The sequence below is a fragment of the Mycolicibacter senuensis genome, assembly GCF_002101885.1.
Taxonomy (GTDB): domain Bacteria; phylum Actinomycetota; class Actinomycetes; order Mycobacteriales; family Mycobacteriaceae; genus Mycobacterium; species Mycobacterium senuense.
The window spans coordinates 112,404-127,859 of the sequence record NZ_LQPS01000032.1 but is presented as its reverse complement, the minus strand read 5'-3'; the positions used below and the strand labels follow the sequence as shown (position 1 = coordinate 127,859).

The 15,456-nt window shown below is 68.6% G+C and carries 13 protein-coding genes and 1 riboswitch; of the genes, 11 read left to right on the top strand and 2 right to left on the bottom strand.

Going from position 1 to position 15,456, the window contains the following annotated elements:
• Positions 1–7: 7 nt before the first annotated feature.
• From AWC24_RS08890 to AWC24_RS08840, 11 genes are all read left to right on the top strand, one after another.
• Positions 8–622, top strand: coding sequence for a CDP-alcohol phosphatidyltransferase family protein (locus AWC24_RS08890; protein ID WP_085084005.1), 615 nt, complete (start codon positions 8–10; stop codon positions 620–622).
• Positions 615–1,544, top strand: a complete 930-nt coding sequence (locus AWC24_RS08885) for a DUF881 domain-containing protein (RefSeq protein ID WP_085084004.1) — start codon at positions 615–617, stop codon at positions 1,542–1,544. Before AWC24_RS08890 ends, AWC24_RS08885 begins: the two co-directional genes overlap by 8 nt.
• 82 nt (positions 1,545–1,626) lie before the next feature.
• Positions 1,627–1,959, top strand: coding sequence for a small basic family protein (locus AWC24_RS08880; protein ID WP_085084003.1), 333 nt, complete (start codon positions 1,627–1,629; stop codon positions 1,957–1,959).
• Between the two features lie 4 nt (positions 1,960–1,963).
• On the top strand, positions 1,964–2,749 hold the full coding sequence (locus AWC24_RS08875; RefSeq protein ID WP_165757725.1) for a DUF881 domain-containing protein: 786 nt from the start codon (positions 1,964–1,966) through the stop codon (positions 2,747–2,749).
• 28 nt (positions 2,750–2,777) lie between these two features.
• Positions 2,778–3,179, top strand: coding sequence for a glycine cleavage system protein GcvH (gcvH, locus tag AWC24_RS08870; RefSeq protein ID WP_085084002.1), 402 nt, complete (start codon positions 2,778–2,780; stop codon positions 3,177–3,179).
• Between the two features lie 187 nt (positions 3,180–3,366).
• Positions 3,367–3,852 (top strand): glycogen accumulation regulator GarA, encoded by a 486-nt coding sequence (gene garA, locus AWC24_RS08865; protein ID WP_109560381.1) that lies wholly within the window; start codon positions 3,367–3,369, stop codon positions 3,850–3,852.
• Positions 3,853–4,587 carry a transcriptional regulator FtsR gene (gene ftsR / locus AWC24_RS08860; protein WP_085083999.1) on the top strand — a complete coding sequence of 245 codons (735 nt, stop codon included), beginning with the start codon at positions 3,853–3,855 and terminating at the stop codon, positions 4,585–4,587.
• A gap of 123 nt (positions 4,588–4,710) precedes the next feature.
• On the top strand, positions 4,711–5,205 hold the full coding sequence (locus AWC24_RS08855; protein WP_019735665.1) for a bifunctional nuclease family protein: 495 nt from the start codon (positions 4,711–4,713) through the stop codon (positions 5,203–5,205).
• Between the two features lie 230 nt (positions 5,206–5,435).
• Positions 5,436–6,074, top strand: coding sequence for a MerR family transcriptional regulator (locus tag AWC24_RS08850; protein ID WP_085083997.1), 639 nt, complete (start codon positions 5,436–5,438; stop codon positions 6,072–6,074).
• Positions 6,075–6,142: 68 nt separating this feature from the next.
• Positions 6,143–6,240: riboswitch (glycine riboswitch) on the top strand.
• 152 nt (positions 6,241–6,392) lie between these two features.
• Entirely contained in the window at positions 6,393–9,248 is a 2,856-nt protein-coding gene (gene gcvP, locus AWC24_RS08845; RefSeq protein WP_085083995.1) for an aminomethyl-transferring glycine dehydrogenase, read from the top strand.
• Positions 9,249–9,465: 217 nt separating this feature from the next.
• Positions 9,466–11,037, top strand: a complete 1,572-nt coding sequence (locus AWC24_RS08840) for a hypothetical protein (protein WP_085083993.1) — start codon at positions 9,466–9,468, stop codon at positions 11,035–11,037.
• 11 nt (positions 11,038–11,048) lie between these two features.
• Here AWC24_RS08840 and AWC24_RS08835 read toward each other — a convergent pair whose 3' ends face one another.
• Positions 11,049–13,121 carry a substrate-binding domain-containing protein gene (locus tag AWC24_RS08835; protein ID WP_085083991.1) on the bottom strand — a complete coding sequence of 691 codons (2,073 nt, stop codon included), beginning with the start codon at positions 13,119–13,121 and terminating at the stop codon, positions 11,049–11,051.
• 69 nt (positions 13,122–13,190) lie between these two features.
• Entirely contained in the window at positions 13,191–15,446 is a 2,256-nt protein-coding gene (locus AWC24_RS08830; protein WP_085083989.1) for a malate synthase G, read from the bottom strand.
• Between the last annotated feature and the right edge of the window lie 10 nt (positions 15,447–15,456).

Sequence of the window (15,456 nt, the reverse complement as noted above, 5' to 3'; positions counted from 1 at the left end):
GGCCGGTATGTCTGCCGGGTCCGGCTCCGCTCGAGCCCACGACCGGGTGCTCACGGTGCCCAACGTCATCAGCCTGGCGCGGCTCGGCCTGATCGTCGTCTTCGGATACCTGCTGCTGATCGCGCAGGCCGACGGGTTGGCGGCGGCGACGCTGATCCTCAGCGGCATCTCCGACTGGGCCGATGGCAAGCTGGCCCGGCTGCTGGACCAGTCCTCGGCCCTCGGCGCGCTGCTCGACCCGGCGATCGACCGGCTCTACGTGATGGCGATCCCGATCGCGTTCGGCCTGCGCGGCCTGGTGCCGTGGTGGATCATCGGCACGCTGCTGGCCCGGGATCTGCTGCTGGCCGCGATGCTGCCGGTGTTGCGCAGCCGCGGACTGACCGCGCTGCCGGTGACCTACATCGGCAAAGCCGGCACCTTCGCGCTGATGTCGGCGTTCCCGCTGATCCTGCTGGGCCAGTGGGATGCGGTGTGGAGCCGAGTGGTGCTGTCGGTCGGGTGGGCCTTTTTGATCTGGGGCCTGGGCATGTACCTGTGGGCGTTCGTGCTGTACCTGATCCAGGTGAGGTTGGTGGCCCGCACGCTGCCGAAGATCACCGCTCGAGGGGCAGATGTCTGAACCGTTCTTCGCGCTCAGCGGCTATGACGGCCAGAGCGACCGGGGCGCCCACGAGGCGGGTCGGCCGCAGCGATTCGCGGTGCCCTCGCTGCTGCGGTCGCTGCTGTCCGAGCACCTGGACCCCGGTTATGCCGCGGCGGCGGCCGAGCGCGACCGGCGCGGCACCGGTCGGCGGGCCCGGATTGCGCGATGGGCGTGGGAGGCGGTGGCGGCGCTGCTGGTGGCGACGGTGTTCGCCGTCGCGTTCTCGCAGGCCCGCTCGTTGGCGCCCGGTGTGCGCGACGCCCAGCAGGTGCTGGCCAGCAACGTGCGTTCGGCCGAAGCGGTGACCGTGCGGCTGGCCGACAAACGCGAAACCTGGACGAATCGCGTCGACGAGTTGCGCCGCCACCGGCTGGCCGATGACGCCGAGGGGCAGCGGGTGCTGGCCGGCCTCGACGGGCTGAGCCTGGCGGCCGCCAGCACCCGGGTGACCGGGCCCGGTCTGACCGTCACGGTGACCGACCCGGGTGCTGCCGGCCGCAACCTCTCAGATGCCTCCAAGCAGCGGGTGTCGGGCAGCCAGCAGATCATCTTGGATCGTGACCTGCAGCTGGTCGTCAATTCGCTGTGGGCCAGCGGCGCCGAGGCGATCGCGATCGGCGACGTCCGGATCGGGCCCAACGTGACGATCCGGCAGGCCGGAGGCGCAATCCTGGTCGACAACAAGCCGATCAGCAGCCCGTACTCGGTGCGCGCCATCGGGCCGCCGCGCGAGTTGCGCGACGCCTTCGAGCGGACGCCCGGGCTTTACCGGCTGCGGCTGCTGGAGGTGTCCTACGGGGTGGTGGTGCGCGTCGACAGCCGGACCGGCGCCGACCTGACCCTGCCGGCGGGTTCGGTGCGAGATGTCCGGTTCGCCAAACAGATCGGGCAGTCGTGACGCAAGCTTGCCGTGCCGGGTACGACACTGCCGGTGTCGTGCCCGGCGCAGATCCGGTTCGGGAGGCTGGAGTGAGTTCTAGATGATCGGTATCGCCGCGCTGATCGCCGGCATCGTGCTGGGCCTGGTGTTTCAACCCAGCGTTCCGGAGGTGGTTCAGCCCTATCTGCCGATCGCCGTGGTGGCGGCGTTGGACGCCGTGTTCGGTGGGCTGCGCGCCTACCTGGAGCGGATCTTCGACGCGAAGGTGTTCGTCGTGTCGTTCGTGTTCAACGTCCTGGTCGCGGCGCTGATCGTCTACCTCGGCGACCAGTTGGGGGTCGGCACCCAGTTGTCCACCGCGATCATCGTGGTCCTGGGCATCCGCATCTTCGGCAACGCCGCGGCACTGCGCCGACGGCTGTTCGGGGCCTGACGCGGTGACCGGTGATCCGCTGCCGCACGGGCGGCACGAACTACCCGACAGCGCTGACGCTGCGCCGTCGCGGCGCGGCTTCCGCGGGCTTCGCGAAGGGCGCTCCAGCCCGTTGTTCGGCGTGCTGGCGATGCTGCTGTGCCTGCTGCTGGGGGTTGCGATCGTCACCCAGGTCCGCCAGAACGACTCCACCGATGCCCTGGAGACGGCCCGGCCCGCGGACCTGCTGGTGCTGCTGGACTCGCTGCGGCAGCGCGAAGCCGCGCTCAACACCGAGATCGCCGAGCTGCAGCAGACGCTCAACGCGTTGCAGGAGTCCGGCAGCAGCGACCAGGCCGCCATCGAGACCGCCCAGGCCCGGCTCTCCGCCCTGGCGATCATGATCGGCACGGTCGGCGCCGTCGGGCCCGGGGTGGTGGTCACCGTCGACGATCCGGCGCGCGGCGTGGCGCCGGAGACGATGCTGGATGTGATCAATGAACTGCGGGCGGCCGGCGCCGAGGCGATGGAGGTCAGAGACGACGCCAAAGCGGTGCGCATCGGAGTGGACTCGTGGGTCGCCGGAACGCCGGGAGCGCTGGAGTTCGACGGGATCTCCTTGGCGCCACCGTATTCCGTACTGGCGATCGGCGATCCCCCCACCCTGGCGGCCGCGATGAACATTCCCGGTGGGGCGGTCGACAGCGTCAAACGGCTCGCTGGCGCCGTGGCGGTGCAGCAGGCCGACCATGTCGAGGTGACCGTGTTGCGGCAACCGAAACCACGCCAATACGCTCAGCCAGTCAAGTGAACCCGACAGCGCAAGGAGCACGATCACCGTGAGCTCAGAAAGCAATGTTCCGTCCGATCTGTATTACACCGCTGAGCACGAGTGGGTGCAGCGCACCGGAACCGACACCGTCCGGGTGGGCATCACCGACTTCGCGCAGGCGGCACTGGGCGACGTGGTCTTCGTGCAGCTGCCCGAGACCGGCGCCGAGGTGACCGCGGGGGAGAGCTTCGGCGAGGTGGAGTCGACCAAGTCCGTCTCGGATCTGTTCGGGCCGCTCTCGGCGAAAGTGGTTGCCGTCAACGCGGATCTGGATGCCAGCCCGCAGCTGGTGAATTCCGACCCGTACGGCGCCGGCTGGCTGGTCGATCTTCAGGTCGTCGGCGGCTTGGACGAGACGCTTGCGGGGCTGCTGACGGCCGACGCGTACCGCGCGACGCTGGCCGAATGAGTATTGCTAGCCTGCCTGCCGGGACGCGCCGGATATCGCGGCGGGTATTCCACGACACGATCCCGCGGTGCGGGGGACATTATCGACCGCTGCGCGGTACGGTCGACTCATCAATCGTGGGTCCGGTGCCATGGATATCCGGCGGGTGCGACCAGGTAACACGACAGTGGCCAGTGAGGAGCAGCGGGTGACGGAGAAGGACCCAGGCAATGGGCAGGACCAGGCAGGCGACGAGGTCACGGTGGAAACCACATCGGTCTTCCGGGCCGACTTCCTGAGCGAACTCGACGCCCCCGCACAGGCGGGTGGTGAGAGCCTGACCTCGGGTGTGGAAGGGCTGCCCGCGGGTTCGGCGCTGCTGGTCGTCAAGCGCGGCCCCAACGCCGGATCGCGTTTCCTGCTCGACCAACCGGTCACCGCCGCCGGTCGGCATCCCGACAGCGACATCTTCCTCGACGACGTCACGGTCAGCCGCCGCCATGCCGAGTTCCGGCTGGAGGGCAACGAGTTTCAGGTCGTCGACGTGGGCAGCCTCAACGGCACCTACGTCAACCGGGAGCCGGTCGATTCGGCCGTCCTGGTCAACGGCGACGAGGTACAGGTGGGCAAGTTCCGGCTGGTGTTCCTGACCGGCCCGAAGACGGGTGAGACCGAGGGCGGGCCGGGGAGCTAAGTGAGCGCGCCTGACAGCCCCGAACCGGCCGGGATGTCGATCGGAGCGGTACTGGATCTGCTTCGGCCGGAGTTTCCGGATGTCACGATCTCCAAGATTCGGTTCCTGGAGGCCGAGGGGCTGGTGACGCCGCAGCGTGCGGCGTCGGGCTACCGCCGGTTCAGCGCCTATGACTGCGCGCGGCTGCGGTTCGTGCTGACCGCGCAACGCGACCAGTACCTGCCGCTGAAGGTGATCAAGGCGAGGCTGGACGCCGAACCGGACGGGGCGCTGCCGCTGAGCGAGTCGCCGTATTCGGTGCCGCGGTTGGTGTCGGCCGACGACGCCGCCCACCACCGCACGGCGCTGCCGGTGCCGCCCCGGCGCGTCAGGCTGAGCCGGGAGGATCTGCTGGAGCGCTCGGGCGCCGACGACATCCTGCTGACGGCACTGGTCAGAACGGGGGTCATCACGGCCGGGCCGGGGGGATTCTTCGACGAGCACGCGGTCGTCATCGCGCAGTGTGCCCGCGGGCTGGCCGATTACGGCGTCGAGCCGCGCCACCTGCGAGCGTTCCGCTCCGCCGCCGACCGGCAGTCCGATCTGATCGCCCAGATCGCCGGGCCGCTGGTCAAGGGCGGCAAGGCCGGCGCGCGTGACCGTGCCGACGACTTGGCGCGCGAGGTCGCGGCGCTGGCGATCGCGCTGCACACCGCGCTGCTCAAGTCGGCGGTACACGACGTTCTGCACGGCTGAGGACTAGACTTCGCGTCGGCGGCTTGTTGTGCGACATGCGGTTGCCGGACCGGGGGTTTCGCAGCGAGTCGGACTGGGACACAGCGACTTGGGAAACAAGCAATTGCGGAGGGCTGACTGGAGATGGGCGAAGTACGCGTGGTCGGCATTCGCGTCGAGCAACCGCAGAACCAGCCGGTGTTGCTGCTGCGCGAGGCCGACGGCGACCGATACCTCCCGATCTGGATCGGGCAGGCCGAAGCCGCCGCCATCGCCCTGGAGCAGCAGGGCGTGGAACCGGCCCGGCCGTTGACTCACGACTTGATCCGCGACCTGATCGCCGCGCTGGGGCATTCGCTCAAGGAGGTCCGGATCGTCGATCTGCAGGAGGGCACGTTCTACGCCGACCTGATCTTCGACCGGGACATCACGGTCTCGGCGCGCCCGTCGGACTCGGTGGCGATCGCGCTGCGGGTGGGGGTGCCGATCTACGTCGAGGAGGCGGTGCTGGCCGAGGCGGGCCTGCTCATCCCCGACGAGAGCGACGACGAGTCCTCCGGCGCGGTGCGCGAAGACGAGGTGGAGAAGTTCAAGGAGTTCCTCGATAGCGTGTCGCCCGACGATTTCAAAGCAACCTGACCCGGCGCGGCGGCCTCAGCCCCGTCACAGATCCGTCTCATCTGCGAGCGGTCCGACGACACGCCCATCGGCAAAGCAGGACGCGGAAATCACGGCCCCCATACTTGAGCCACGGCGGGAACCGCACGGTGGCTCGTCGGACAGCGTATGCTCACGACCAACTCGGGCAAGAGCAAACGCGGCCACCGGGCAGCCAGTGGCAACGAGCGCGATCGGCGAGAGGAAGCATCGTGGGCGAGCAACCGGGGCAGGAAGAGCTGGACTTCGCGGGTCAGCCCGAATCGGGCTCGGACGGCGACGTCGCAGCGACCGCTTCCGGAGTCGGCGAACCGGTGCAGGCCGGGCTGTTCCCGGATGACTCCGTCCCCGACGAACTGGTCGGCTACCGCGGGCCCAGCGCCTGCCAGATCGCCGGCATCACCTACCGCCAGCTGGACTACTGGGCGCGCACCTCACTGGTGGTGCCGTCGATTCGGGGCGCGGCCGGCTCCGGGAGCCAGCGGCTGTACTCGTTCAAAGACATCCTGGTGCTCAAGATCGTCAAGCGGTTGCTCGACACCGGCATCTCGCTGCACAACATCCGGGTCGCCGTCGACCACCTGCGTGAGCGCGGGGTACGGGACCTGGCCAACATCACCCTGTTCTCCGACGGCACCACCGTCTACGAGTGCACGTCGGCCGAGGAGGTCGTCGACCTGCTGCAAGGCGGCCAGGGCGTGTTCGGGATCGCGGTGTCGGGTGCGATGCGGGAGTTGACCGGCGTCATCGCCGATTTCCCCGGCGAACGCGCCGACGGCGGCGAGTCGATCGCCGCGCCGGAAGACGAACTGGCCAGCCGCCGCAAGTTCCGCGACCGCAAGACCGGTTAACGCTCCGGCCCGGCCCGGCCCGGCGCATTCGCATCGAACGAGGAACGCTCGGTAGACTGGTCGCGCATCAGCGTCGCGCGGGAGAGTCTCGGGACAGCCAGTCCCGGGCGCCGAAGGAGCAATACCTCCCCGTCAACCTCTCAGGCACCAGGACCGCGCACGCAGCGATGCCTCTGGAAAGCGGTGCTGCCCGTGTCGGGTTCACCCGCCCATGGGGAAAGGCACCCGGATCTCCCGGTGCCGAATCTCTCAGGCGCCCGGGACGGGCAGACGACAGAGGGGGAGGACCACCAGTCGTCTATCGTCGAGGGGGTCCACGTGGCCGAGCACACCGAATTCCGTTTTGTCGACCGGCACATCGGCCCGGACAACGCCGCGATCGCCGCGATGCTGGACACCATCGGTGTCGGCTCGCTGGACGAGCTGGCCGCCAAGGCGGTGCCCGCCGGCATCCTCGACCCGCTGGGCCCCGACGGTGTCGCGCCCGGGCTGGAAGTGTTGCCGCCGGCCGCCGGCGAGATGCAGGCACTGGCCGAACTGCGCGAATTGGCCGATGCCAGCACGGTCGCGGTCTCGATGATCGGGCAGGGCTACTACGACACCGTGACCCCGCCGGTGCTGCTGCGCAACATCATGCAGAACCCCGCCTGGTACACCGCCTACACGCCGTATCAGCCCGAGATCAGCCAGGGCCGGCTGGAGGCGCTGCTGAACTTCCAGACCATGATCGCCGACCTGACCGGCTGCGAGATCGCCAACTCGTCGATGCTGGATGAAGGCACCGCCGCTGCCGAGGCGATGACGCTGATGCTTCGTGCGACGCGCGGGCCCAAGGGCGCCACCAACCGGCTGGTGGTCGACGCCGACCTGTTCACCCAGACCGCGGCGGTGCTGGCCACCCGTGCCGAACCGCTTGGCATCGAGGTCGTCACCGCCGACCTGCGCAACGAGCTGCCCGAGGGCGACTTCTTCGGTGTGATCACCCAGCTGCCGGGAGCATCCGGCCGGGTCACCGACTGGTCGGAGCTGATCGAGGCCGCCCACGAACGCGGTGCGATGGTGGCGGTCGGCGCAGACCTGCTGGCGCTGACCCTGGTCACGCCGCCGGGCGAGATCGGCGCCGATGTGGCGTTCGGCAGCGCCCAGCGCTTCGGGGTGCCGATGGGCTTCGGCGGACCCCACGCCGGCTACCTGGCGGTCCACAGCAAGCACGCCCGGCAGCTGCCGGGACGGCTGGTGGGGGTTTCGGTGGACGCGGACGGCTCGCCGGCCTACCGTCTGGCGCTGCAAACCCGCGAGCAGCACATCCGCCGCGACAAGGCGACCTCGAACATCTGCACCGCCCAGGTGCTGTTGGCGGTGATGGCCGCAATGTATGCCAGTTACCACGGCGCCGAGGGCCTGACCGCGATCGCGCGGCGGGTACACGGGCACGCCGTAAAGATCGCCGCGGCGCTCGGTGAGGCACTGGTGCACGACCGCTACTTCGACACCGTGCTGGCCCGGGTTCCCGGCCGTGCCGACGAGATCATCGCGGCGGCGAAGGACGCCGGCATCAACCTGTGGCGCGTCGACGCCGACCACGTCGCGGTGGCCTGCGACGAGACCACCACCGACGACCACGTGGCCGCCGTGCTCAACGCGTTCGGTGTGGCTGATCCGGACTTCTCGGGGCGCGAGCCGGTGTGCGCGCACGTCATCACCCGTACTTCGGAATTCCTGACGCACCCGGCATTTCGGAGCTATCGGACCGAAACCGCCATGATGCGATACCTGCGCGCGCTGTCGGACAAGGACATCGCATTGGACCGCAGCATGATTCCACTGGGTTCGTGCACCATGAAGCTCAACGCCGCCGCGGAGATGGAGTCGATCACCTGGCCGGAATTCGCCCGTCAGCACCCGTTCGCGCCGCCCGCCGATGCCGCCGGGCTGCGCCGGCTCATCACCCAGTTGGAAGACTGGCTGGCCGGGATCACCGGGTACGACGCGGTCTCGCTACAGCCCAACGCCGGCTCGCAGGGCGAGTATGCGGGTCTGCTGGCGATCCACGCCTACCACGCCAGCCGTGGTGAGTCCCAGCGTGACGTCTGCCTGATCCCGTCCAGCGCGCACGGCACCAACGCCGCGTCGGCAGCGCTGGCCGGCATGCGGGTGGTGGTGGTCGCCTGCCGGGAGAACGGCGACGTCGACCTCGACGATCTGCGTGCCAAGGTCGCCGAGCACGCCACGACGCTCTCGGCGCTGATGATCACCTACCCGTCCACCCACGGGGTGTACGAGCACGACATCGCCGAGATCTGCGCCGCTGTGCACGACGCGGGCGGCCAGGTCTACGTCGACGGCGCCAACCTCAATGCGCTGGTCGGGCTGGCCCGGCCCGGGCGATTCGGCGGGGACGTCAGCCACCTGAACCTGCACAAGACGTTCTGCATTCCGCACGGCGGTGGCGGTCCCGGCGTCGGACCGGTGGCGGTGCGTTCGCACCTGGCCCCGTTCTTGCCCGGACACCCGCTGGCCGAAGAACTGCCCGCCGGCGCGCCGGTGTCGGCGGCTCCCTACGGTTCGGCCTCGATCCTGCCGATCACCTGGGCCTACATCCGGATGATGGGCGCGCGGGGCCTGCGATCGGCGTCGCTGACCGCGATCGCGTCGGCGAATTACATCGCCCGCCGCCTCGACGAGTACTTCCCGGTGCTCTACACCGGGGAGAACGGCATGGTCGCTCACGAATGCATCCTGGATCTGCGCGCGATCACCAAGGCCACCGGCGTGACGGTCGACGATGTCGCAAAACGGTTGGCCGACTACGGCTTCCATGCCCCGACCATGAGCTTCCCGGTGGCAGGCACGCTGATGGTGGAGCCCACCGAGAGTGAGAGCCTGGCCGAGGTGGATGCGTTCTGCGAGGCGATGATCGCCATCCGCGGCGAGATCGACCGAGTCGGCACCGGCGAGTGGACGGCCGAGGACAACCCGTTGCGCGGCGCCCCGCACACCGCCGAATGCCTGGTGGTGGACAAGTGGGAGCACCCCTATACCCGGGAGCAGGCCGCCTATCCGCTGGGTCGCGACTTCCGGCCGAAGGTGTGGCCACCGGTGCGCCGGATCGACGGCGCGTACGGCGACCGCAACCTGGTCTGCTCGTGCCCGCCGGTGGACGCCTACGCCTGAGCCCAAGCCCAGTGACTCGCATACTCGCCGCCGTAATCGCGGACTCTTCGCCGTATTAGTGAACTTTTGCGCCGTAAGAAGGGCGCAAAGTTTATCGATATCGTCACCGCGCTACAAGCGTGGATGATAAATAATCAGGAAAATCTCATCTATGACCGAAAAGAGGATTACGCTGATCTCACCCTGAATGGTGATGTGAATCACAGAAGGAGAGATCATGCAGCAGCTCGCGCTTCGTCCCTACCTCACCGCCGGCATCGCCGTTGCGGGCGCCGGCCTCATCGCGGTTGCGCCGGTCAGCCCGGTGACGCCGCCGCTGCCCGCGGCCGGTGCGCAGTCTCACGCGGTGCAGTTGAACAACGCGTGGTCGGACCTGTTCACCAACACCACCGCGAACCTGGCCGACATCAACGCCAACGCCGACTGGTCGGCGATCACCGCCGTCGTCGGCAAGCTGTTCACCGACCCGTTCGGCGTGATCTCCGCGTTCACCAGCATCACGCCGACCGTCACCACCGATATCTCCGAGCTGCCGGCGTCGGTCTCGGTGCAGCTGCCGCCCGGGCTGGAACTGGCGATCGCCAGCATGGGCGCGCAGGCACTGACCTCCCAGGCGATCAGCGACGCCGCGGCCCAGATGGCCGGCGGGGACTTCTCCGGTCTGTTCAACGCCCCGGCCACCATCGCCGACGCCTACCTCAACGGCGCGGAGAACGTCAGCCTGCTCGGCGGAATCATCAACATCCCGGTGCTCAACGGCGTACTCGCCCCGGTGCAGAACCTGGAGGTGAACCTCAACCTGACGCAGCTTCTGGATGCGCTGGGGCTGGGAAACCTGGACCTGTCCAACCTGGATCTGCAGAACCTGATCGATCAGCTCGGGCTGGGCGACCTGACGCTGGGCGGCCTGCTCAGTGCGCTGGGCATCAGCGACGACGGGCTGGGTGACCTGCTGCAAGCCGGCAGCGGGATCACCGATCTGGGTGCTTTGCTGAGCTTCCTGGGGCTGGGCGGCCTCGGCCTCGGCAGCCTCGGCCTGACCGACATCCTCAGCGGCCTGGGCCTGGACACCGACGTCGATCTCAACAGTCTGAGCCTCGAGGACGTGCTGGGTGCGTTCGGGCTCGACACCACGATCAATCTCGGGCTGGGCGAGCTGCTGACCACTCTCGGCTTCGGCGACCTGGTCGACTCGTCGCTGGGCAGCCTGCTGTCGGACCTCGGCCTGCTCGGGCCTGTCACGGATGTGCTCAGCGACATCATCTCGTCGGTTCTCGGGCCGCTACTGGGCATCCTGCTACCCGACGTGTTGGACGTCTTGACCGGTGGTGGCCTCGAGGAGGCGCTGAACGCCGTAACCTTCGGCGACCTGCTGGGTGGCCAGAGCATCGACGAGACGGTCAGCTCACTGCTGACCGCGCTGGGCGTCTCGCTACCGACCGGTGACCTGACCATCGGCGGCATCCTGAGCGCCCTGGGCTTCGCCGACTCCACCGGGGAGCTGTCGCTGAGTGAACTGCTGGGCGGGCTGGGCCTCGGCGGCCTCGACATCACCGGCCTGCTCAACGGCTTGGACTTGGGTGGCCTGGTCAGTGGTCTCGGCCTCGATGACCTGCCGCTGAACCTCGGCAACCTGGTCGGCGACCTGACGGATCTGAACCTGGCCGACCTGCTCAACGGCCTGGGCCTGGGCGACCTGGCCGACATCAGCGTCGGCTCGTTCGGTGGCATGATCACCCAGCTGGTGGAGGTCATCCCGCAGCAGATCCTCGACATGCTGGGCGGCTAGCGGCTGGCGCGTCAGCCCAGCAGGGTGTTCAGCGTGCCGGCCAGTTCCGGGGTGTTCGCCCCGCTCAGGTTCTGATACGTGCCGCCCGACAGCTGAGCCACCGCCTGCCAGACCGCCCGGTCGGCGTCGCCGCCGAAGTCGATGACGTTGACGGCGACCGGGCGCTCGGGGTCGGTGTTGGCCCGGATGAAGTCCTGCAATCCGGGACCGTCCAGGGTCCGGTCGGTGTGCGGTCCCGCGGTGATGACCAGTACCGAGTTGCTCTGTCCGGGGTGGTAATTGGCCAACACCTGGTTGTAGACCAGGCGCAGCGTGGTGAAGGACACCGCACCGCCCGATGTCGAACTGAGCGCATCGAGTTCCCTGGTCAGCGTCTCCGAGCGGGTTCCGGCGTTCACCGGCTCGTCCAGCGGGCCGGACGGGACCACGCTGCGGCCCTCCACACCGTCGAAGGTCCACAGGCCCACGACGGCGCTCGGCGGCAACGCCCTGATCCGTTGATCCAGGGCCGCGATCACATGGGCCAGCCGGGTTTTGCCGCCTTCCTCGGTCGTCATGGACTCGTCGAGCATGATCGTCACCGCCGACGTGCCCGGCAGCGTGGTGAGCGCATTGGCGAGGGTGGCCCGCATCGCGTCGTCGCCGACCGACAAGGTGTCCGGCAGCGCAGGGAAGCCGGTCACATCGCTGCTCGGTGGTGCGACGCCTTCGACGCGGAACCCGGCCTTGGCCAGATCCGCGAGCTGATCCGGCTTGCGGGCGAATCGCGCGAATTCGCTGGCGGCGCTGACCTGTTCCTGGGAAAGCCAGGAGCCGGCCAACAACACGGTCGGGTAGTCGGCGACCGGCACCGGCCCCGGCGGCAACCAGGATCCGAGGGTGCTCGCCGGGTCCGACAGCGATTGTCCACGGGTGAACAGTTGCTGCTCGGTGGTCACCACCGCGTGCACCGGTGCAGCCGCCGGATCGCCTTGGCGCAGCAGTACGTTCATCGCCTCGGCAAGTGAGTTGTCGGCGAGGTGAGGCTGTGCGCCGGCCAGCCGGTGGACCGCCCCGGTTCCGTCGGTGGCAGGGGCGTCTTTCGGGGCGGCGGCCGATGCCACCGCCTCACCGGCCAGGAACGCGGCATCGCCGTTACCGCCGATCGGCAGCGCCAGCCGGAGTTGCCCCCAACCGGCGAGGCCGAGTCGGCCCAGACCGTCAGGGTCGGTCTGCAGTTCCGGCAGGCTCGCCCAACTCTGGTGCTGCAGGGCGGACTTGAGCTGGGGCCGGACCGCCAGCAGCACCGGCGAGGTGACCAGCGACCGACTGTCGCTGACCGTTTCCTGGCCCGCGGAGGCCTGCAGCCGGGCCGCCGAGATCGAACTGCCCGGAATCCACAGCGCCGGGCGCTGGCCCAGCTGTGCCGGCCAATCGCCGATGAAACCACCGACCACGGCATCGGACTCCGCCGGCTTGACCTGTACCGACACGCAGCGGTCACCCACCGGCTTGGCGGTCTTGTTGAACCGGTCGGCGAAACCTTGCACATGATCGGCGATCGACGGGTCCGCCACCACGGCGACCGTCAGATCGCCGTGGGCGCAGTTGCCGGCGGCGACGGCCGATCGATGCGACAACGAGTTGCCGAAGAACCGCCACAGGATCACGGTGCCCACCACGACGATCACGGCAACCAGTGCGGCGATCACCCCGACGCTGACACCGCGCCGGCCGGCATCGTTGCGATGCCGTCGCCACCGGTCCAGGTCGCGCCGACCGCGGCGCGGCTCCTCCCGATCGGCCCCCCGGTCCGGAAAGGACTCACTCGGCAACATTCCGGACGCGCCGAAAGGCCCGGTACGATAACGCGTTTCACCCTCACCGCCGCCGCCGCGCCGCATGTACTGGGCCGGGTCCGCGTCGTATCCCGCATCGCTGTCGACCGGCTCCTCGTAGAAGGCGTCCTGATAGTCGTCGACGTACTCGTCGTCGTCCGGATCGCCGAACCCGAACGGATCGGGTGCTGCGGTCTCCGGGCCGTCGTCGGATTCGAGCGGCTCGTCGTCGAAATCGTCGGGGCCGGGGAAACTGTGCCTACCCACGGTGGATGCGTCCTCTCCGCCTGGTCGGCTCTCCGGCCACGGTCAATTCCACTCGAATCCGCGTGGGGCTCAGAGCCCGGCGCGGGCTTTGAACTCGCGTCGGCGCCGGTGCAGGATCGGCTCGGTGTAGCCGTTTGGCTGGGTGGTCCCGGACAGGATCAGTTCACGCGCCGCCGCGAACGCGATGCTGTCGTCGAAATCCGGGGCCATCGGCAGGTAACTCGCGTCGCCCGCGTTCTGCCGGTCCACGGCCGGGGCCATCCGTTCCAGGCTGGATTGCACGTCGTCAGCGGTGATCACCCCGTGCCGGAGCCAGTTCGCCAGCAGCTGTGATGAGATCCGCAGTGTCGCACGGTCTTCCATCAGCGCCACATCGTGGATGTCAGGCACCTTCGAACAGCCCACGCCCTGCGAGATCCAGCGAACGACGTAGCCGAGAATCGACTGGCAGTTGTTGTCGACCTCCTCGCGGATCTCGTCGGGGGCCCAGGCGAGGCCCTGCGAGAGCGGGATGGTCAGCAGCTGATCGATTGTCGCGCGGCGGTTTCCGGCCAACTCCTGCTGCACCTCGAACACGTCCACCTGGTGGTAGTGCATCGCGTGCAGGGTGGCGGCGGTCGGCGACGGCACCCAGGCGGTGCTGGCGCCCGCGCGTGGGTGCGCGATCTTCTGTTCGACCATGTCGGCCATCAGTTCGGTCATCGCCCACATGCCCTTGCCGATCTGGGCGTGGCCGGTCAGACCGGTGGCCAGGCCCGCGTCGACGTTGTTGTCCTCGTAGGCCAGGATCCACGGCTGCGACTTCATGGTGGCCTTGCGCACCATCGGCCCGGCCTCCATCGAGGTGTGGATCTCGTCTCCGGTGCGGTCCAGGAAGCCGGTGTTGATGAACACCACCCGGTCGGCGGCCGCCTTGATGCACGCCCGCAGGTTGACGGTGGTGCGGCGCTCCTCGTCCATGATGCCGATCTTGAGGGTGGCGTGCGGCAGGCCCAGAACGTCTTCGACCCGGCTGAACAATTCGGCGGTGAACGCCACCTCGTCGGGTCCGTGCATCTTCGGTTTGACGATGTAGATCGATCCGGTCCGGCTGTTGCGCAGCGGGCCGTTGTCGTCGGAGGCCGTCAGCCCGTGCATGGCGATCAGGCCGGTGAACAGCGCATCTTGGATGCCCTCGAACACCTCTCGGCCTTCGGTGCCCTCGGCGCCGTCCGTGCCCTCTGCGTCGAAGACGATGGCGTCGTTGGTCATCAGGTGACCCACGTTGCGGACGAACATCAGGCTGCGGCCCGGCAGGGTGACAGTGGCGCCGCCTTCGGAGTCCGCGGCCTCGGATGCGGCAGCGGTGAACTCGCGGTCGGCGTGCAGCGTGCGGGTGAACGTCTTGCCGTCCTTGCTGACCTCTTCGGCCAGATCCCCGCGGTTCAGCCCCAACCAGTTGCGGTAACCGAGCACCTTGTCCTCGGCGTCGACCGCGGCAACCGAGTCCTCGAAGTCCATGATCGTGGTGACCGCAGACTCGAGCACCACGTCTTTGATGCCGGCGGCATCGGTCGCCCCGATCGGCGACGTCGGGTCGATCAGGATCTCGATGTGCAGCCCGTGGTGAGCCAGCAGCACCGACGACGGAGCCTCGGCGTCCCCGAGGTAGCCGACGAACTCCGCGGGTGTCGCGACGGTGGTCTCTAGGCCGTCGGCCAGGGTGATCACCAGCCCGCCGTCGTTCACCGCAAAGCTCTTGACCTCGGTCCACGCGCCGTTGGCCAGCGGCACGGACTCATCGAGGAACTTGCGGGCATAAGCGATGACCTTGTCACCGCGCACCTGGTTGTATCCGCTGCTTGCTCCGGCGGGCGTCTTGGTCGCGCCGTCGTCCTCGCTGATCACGTCGGTGCCGTACAGCGCGTCGTACAACGAGCCCCAGCGGGCGTTGGCGGCGTTGAGTGCGAACCGGGCGTTGAGCACCGGCACCACCAACTGCGGGCCGGCCTGCACGGCGATCTCGTCGTCGACGCCCGCGGTGGTGACGGTGAAGTCGTCCGGTTCGGGCAGCAGGTAGCCGATCTCGATGAGGAAGGCCCGGTAGGCCTCGGTGTCCAACGGCTCGATGACCCGGTGCCGGTGCCACTTGTCGATCTGTGCCTGCAGCTCGTCACGGCGCGCCAGCAGTTCCTGGTTTTTCGGCGTCAGATCGGTGACGACCTTGTCCACGCCCGCCCAGAAGCTGTCCGGGTCCAGACCGGTCCCCGGCAGCGCTTCGTCGGTGATGAAGTCGTAGAGCTGACGCGCCACCCGCAGATCGCCAACCGGCACCCGGTCCGTCATGGTTTCCTCC